Origin of the sequence: Streptomyces sp. ICN903, from assembly GCF_022015835.1 — a bacterium.
Taxonomy (GTDB): domain Bacteria; phylum Actinomycetota; class Actinomycetes; order Streptomycetales; family Streptomycetaceae; genus Streptomyces; species Streptomyces fenghuangensis.
Genome location: NZ_JAKMAY010000405.1, coordinates 1 through 4,239, shown reverse-complemented (window position 1 = coordinate 4,239; position 4,239 = coordinate 1). Strand labels below are relative to the sequence as shown.

Here is a 4,239-nt window from a genome sequence, read left to right as displayed (position 1 = left end):
ACGGACGAGGCGGGCGGGGCAAGGAGCGCACGGGAGTTCTCCCTCGGGTGGTCGGGGTTTGCCGAACCGCTCTGGGAGCGCTCCCATGCGGTCGTCCGGCACCCTACGGCAACTCGCCCTCCACGGAAAGGAGTTGAAGGGGGAGGGGTGCGGGAGGCGGGGTCGCCCGCGCCCGGCGGACGTCAGGCCCCGGCGCCGACGCGGGCCCGCAGGTTCTGGAACTGCCGGACCTGCATGATGAAGTGCGCCGGCTCGCCCATCAGCAGGTCGAACGGCTTGGTGATCCCCCGCGGCCGGCTCCGGCCGCGGGTGCGGACCACCAGGCGTGTCCCGCCGCCCGGGACCGGCCGCAGATGGAAGGCCCAGACGCCGTCCAGATACACCCGGGGCGGGGCCGCGGTGGGCATGTCGAAGGAGCGGCCGGACGGCAGCTCCAGGTCCGAGCGCAGTACCAGGGTCCGGTTCGGTTCCAGCAGGGCCACGGTGAACCAGGCGCGGCCGTCGCGCGTCGCGAGCAGCCGCTGCCCCTCCGCGAGACCCTGCCATTCGGGCACGAGGCGGTCCGCGCTCGGCTCGCCGTGGCGGTCCAGGCCGTCCCAGCTGTACCAGCCGCCGCGGTCGTCCCCCATCTGGGCCAGCCAGGCCCAGACCTCCTCGGGCGGTGCCGGGAGGGTGGTGGCCATCGTGGAGGCGCTGGTGGCGTCGGGGACGAGGTCGTCGCCGGGGTAGGCGCTCTCGGCCTCCTCCTCGGTCGCGCCCCAGGTCAGCAGCCGGGGGCGGAGCCAGAACGCGTAGAGCGCGGAGGCCGCGGAGGTCATGGTGAGGGGGAGCAGGCGGGCCCCCCGCCGGTGTCCGCTCATGCCTCCAGCATCGCGCCGCCGCCCGCGCCCCGCCACTCGCCCGGCGGACGTCCCGGTCCCAAGAGGGCTTCCCCCGGGAGGGGAGGGGCGGTGATCCTTGACGGACGCCTCGTGGAATCGATCCCATACCGGAGGAACCGATGAACGGACAGTACCGCCCGACACGGCGTACGGCCCTGGCCCTGGCAGGCGCGGCCGCCGCGGGCCTGGCGTACGCACCGGACGCCGCCGCGCGGCCAAGGGGGAGGGAAGGGCGGCGGTTACGGGTCTACCTGGGCGCCTACACCGGCGGCACCCCCGGTCACGGCATCGGGGTGGCGAGCGCGGACCCGGACACCGGCGCCCTGCGGCTGGAGTCGGTGGTCCCCGCCGAGGACCCCTCCTTCCTGGCGCTGTCGGCGACGGGCCGTGTGCTGTACGCCGTCAACGAGGTGGAGAAGGGCCGGGTGTCGGCCTACGCGCTCTCCCCGGACGGCGCCGTGCGGGACTTCCTGGGGCAGTCGCCCAGCGGCGGCTCCCACCCCTGCCACCTCGCCCTCCACCCCGGCGGACGCCATCTGTTCACCGCCGACTACACCTCCGGCACGGTCGGTGTCGTCGAACTGCGGCCCGACGGCGCGCCGGGGGAGCTGGTCCAGGTGGTGCGCTACGCCGGCTCCGGCCCCGACCCCGAGCGGCAGGGCGGGCCGCACGCCCACATGGTGCTGCCCGATCCCACCGGGGAGCGGCTGCTCACCGCCGACCTGGGCACCGACACCGTCCGCGTCCACCGCTTCGACGCCCGGCGCGGCCTGCTGACGGACGGCGCCGAGACGCGGATGGCGCCCGGTTCCGGCCCGCGTCACCTGGCCTTCCACCCCTGCGGGCGCACCGTGTACGTACTGGGTGAGCTGGACTCCACACTCACCTCCTGCGCGTACGACCCCGCCCGGGACACCCTCACGCCCGTCGCCACCGTGCCGATCCTGCCCCGGGGCGCCGATCCGGCGGGCACCACCGCCGCCGAGGTGCTGGTCTCGGCGGACGGCCGGTTCGTGTACGCCTCCAACCGGGGCCACGACCTCGTCACCGTCCTCGCCGCGGGCGCGTCCGGAGGGATCCGCCCGCGTCCGGTCTCCCACCACCCCTGCGGCGGAAGGTCGCCCCGGCACATCGCCTTCGGAGCCCCGGCCCCGGGAGCCTCCGGGTCCCCCGGGACGGCCCAGCGCCTGCTGTACACGGCCAACCAGGACTCCGGTACGGTCGCGCTCCTGCGCCGGGATCCGGTGAGCGGTGCACTCGCACCGGCCGGGGAACCGCTCGCCTTCGACCGGGTGGTGTGCGTGCTGCCCGCGGGACGGGGCCGGTGAGAGCGCCTCCGCCCGGAGCCGTGGCGGCTCCGGGCGGAGGCGCTCTCACCGGCAGGCGTACTTCAGTCCCGGGAGGTCAGGGCGGCCAGGGCCGCGTCCAGGCGCCGGGTGGCCTCGGAGGCGACGGGCTCCATGGCGGGCAGCCCGGTGAGGGTCACCATGGTGCCGGGATCGAGGGCCTGGACGACCGTCTGGTCGCCGTCGCGGCGCACGACCACGTTGCACGGGAGGAGCAGTCCGATGTCGCGGTCGCTCTCCAGCGCCCGGTGGGCCAGCTGCGGGTTGCAGGCGCCCAGGATCAGGTAGTCCTCGATGTCCTGGTCGAGTTTCTTCTTCAGGGTTGCGGTGACGTCGATCTCGGTGAGGACGCCGAAGCCCTGCTCGGCCAGTGCGTCGCGCACGGCGGCCACGGTGGTGTCGAAGTCGGTGTCCACCCGGACGGTGCGGTCGTAGCTCACGTCGTGACTCTCCTGTGCTCGATGGTGTCTCGGACCGGTGTGCGGCGTCCGTTTCCGCTCGCCCCGGCGGGTACCCGCCGGAAGAGGGGCCACGTGGCGCCCTGACTCCCAGAATACCCCCCTGGGTATACGTTGCGGTGGTGACCGTATCCCCGGGGCAGAGCCATCCGGAAGGAGCAACACCGTGTTCTTCGTCGACACCGTGGAGATCCGGGGACTGGGCAACCGCGGCTACCTGGCCGGGGGCCGGTCGGCGGCCGTCGTGGTGGACCCGCCGCGGGACATCGACCGGATGCTCGCGCTGGCGGCCCGGCGGGAGGTGCGGATCGCCCTCGTCGCCGAGACCCATGTGCACAACGACTACGTCACCGGCGGGCTGGAACTGGCCCGTGTAGCGGGCGCGGAGTACCTGGTGCCCGCCGGCGCCCGTGTGTCCTACCCCCGCACGCCTGTGGCCGACGGCGACGCCGCCGGGATCGAGGAGGGGCTGACGCTGCGCGCGCTGGCCACCCCAGGCCACACCCCGCACCACACCTCCTACGTGCTGGAGGAGGACGGGCGCTCGGTCGCCGTCTTCACCGGCGGCTCGCTGCTGATCGGCGCCGTCGGGCGGCCGGACCTGGTCGAGCCCCGTATGACGCGCGAACTGGCCCGCGCCCAGCACGCCTCCGCCCGCCGGCTGGCCGACGAACTGGACGACGACGTGCCCGTGATGCCGACCCACGGCTTCGGCAGCTTCTGCTCCTCCACCCAGGCCGAGGGCGACTCCACCACCATCGGCGAGGAGCGCGAGTCCAACGACGCGCTGGTCAAGGACGTCGACGAGTTCGTCGCCGACCTGCTCGCCGGCCTGGACGACATCCCCGCGTACTACGCCCACACGGGACCGGTGAACTCCGCCGGACCGGCACCGATCGACCTCACCCCGCCCAGGCGCGCGGACGCGGGGGAGATCGCCGCCCGGCTGGCCGCGGGGGAGTGGGTGGTGGACCTGCGCAGCCGTGTGGCGTTCGCCGAGGGCCATGTGGCGGGCGCGTACAACTTCGAGGCCGACGGCAAGCTCGCCACCTACCTGGCCTGGCTGATCCCCTGGGGCAAGCCGGTCACACTGCTGGCCGAGAGCTTCGAGCAACTCGCCGACGCCCAGCGGGAGCTGGCCAGGGTCGGCATCGACCGGCCCGCCGCGGCCGCCACCGGCGGCCCCGCCGGCTGGCTCGGCGACGGCGAGCAGCCGCGCTCCTTCCCCCGGGCGGCCTTCGCCGAGCTGGCCGGCGTCCGCGAGCGCGGCGAGGAGGTGGTGGTGCTCGACGTGCGCCGTGACTCCGAGCGCGCGAACGGCTATGTCGAGGGGTCGGCCCACATCCCGATCCACCGGCTCCACGAGCGCGTCGCGGAGGTGCCCGACGGGACCGTCTGGGTCCACTGCGCCAGCGGGATGCGCGCGACGATCGCCGCCTCGATGCTGGACGCGGCCGGCCGCGAGGTGGTCGCCGTGGACGATTCCTTCGACGCGGCCGAGCAGGCCGGGCTGACCGTCGTACGGCCCTGAGCGCCCCTTCCGCCCCGCCGGCC

General features: G+C 74.7%; 4 protein-coding genes. 2 read left to right on the top strand and 2 right to left on the bottom strand.

Features of this window, described 5'->3' with window-relative positions; all coding sequences use genetic code 11:
* Positions 1–182: 182 nt before the first annotated feature.
* Positions 183–860 carry a hypothetical protein gene (locus L7D48_RS26690; protein ID WP_237883328.1) on the bottom strand — a complete coding sequence of 226 codons (678 nt, stop codon included), beginning with the start codon at positions 858–860 and terminating at the stop codon, positions 183–185.
* Positions 861–1,000: 140 nt separating this feature from the next.
* Here L7D48_RS26690 and L7D48_RS26685 point away from each other — a divergent pair, with 140 nt between their 5' ends.
* A complete protein-coding gene (locus L7D48_RS26685) occupies positions 1,001–2,209 on the top strand; it encodes a lactonase family protein (protein ID WP_237883326.1) in 1,209 nt (402 codons plus the stop codon).
* Positions 2,210–2,271: 62 nt separating this feature from the next.
* Here L7D48_RS26685 and L7D48_RS26680 read toward each other — a convergent pair whose 3' ends face one another.
* Positions 2,272–2,667 carry a DUF302 domain-containing protein gene (locus L7D48_RS26680; RefSeq protein WP_237883324.1) on the bottom strand — a complete coding sequence of 132 codons (396 nt, stop codon included), beginning with the start codon at positions 2,665–2,667 and terminating at the stop codon, positions 2,272–2,274.
* A 184-nt stretch (positions 2,668–2,851) separates the two neighbouring features.
* Between L7D48_RS26680 and L7D48_RS26675 the strand changes: the two genes are divergently transcribed.
* On the top strand, positions 2,852–4,216 hold the full coding sequence (locus L7D48_RS26675) for an MBL fold metallo-hydrolase (RefSeq protein WP_237883322.1): 1,365 nt from the start codon (positions 2,852–2,854) through the stop codon (positions 4,214–4,216).
* Positions 4,217–4,239 lie beyond the last annotated feature (23 nt).

What these genes read in the sequence shown, in the direction of transcription:
- L7D48_RS26690 (WP_237883328.1), bottom strand. Translation starts at nt 860, where the DNA reads ATGAGCGGACACCGGCGGGGGGCCCGCCTGCTCCCCCTCACCATGACC.
- L7D48_RS26685 (WP_237883326.1), top strand. Translation starts at nt 1,001, where the DNA reads ATGAACGGACAGTACCGCCCGACACGGCGTACGGCCCTGGCCCTGGCA.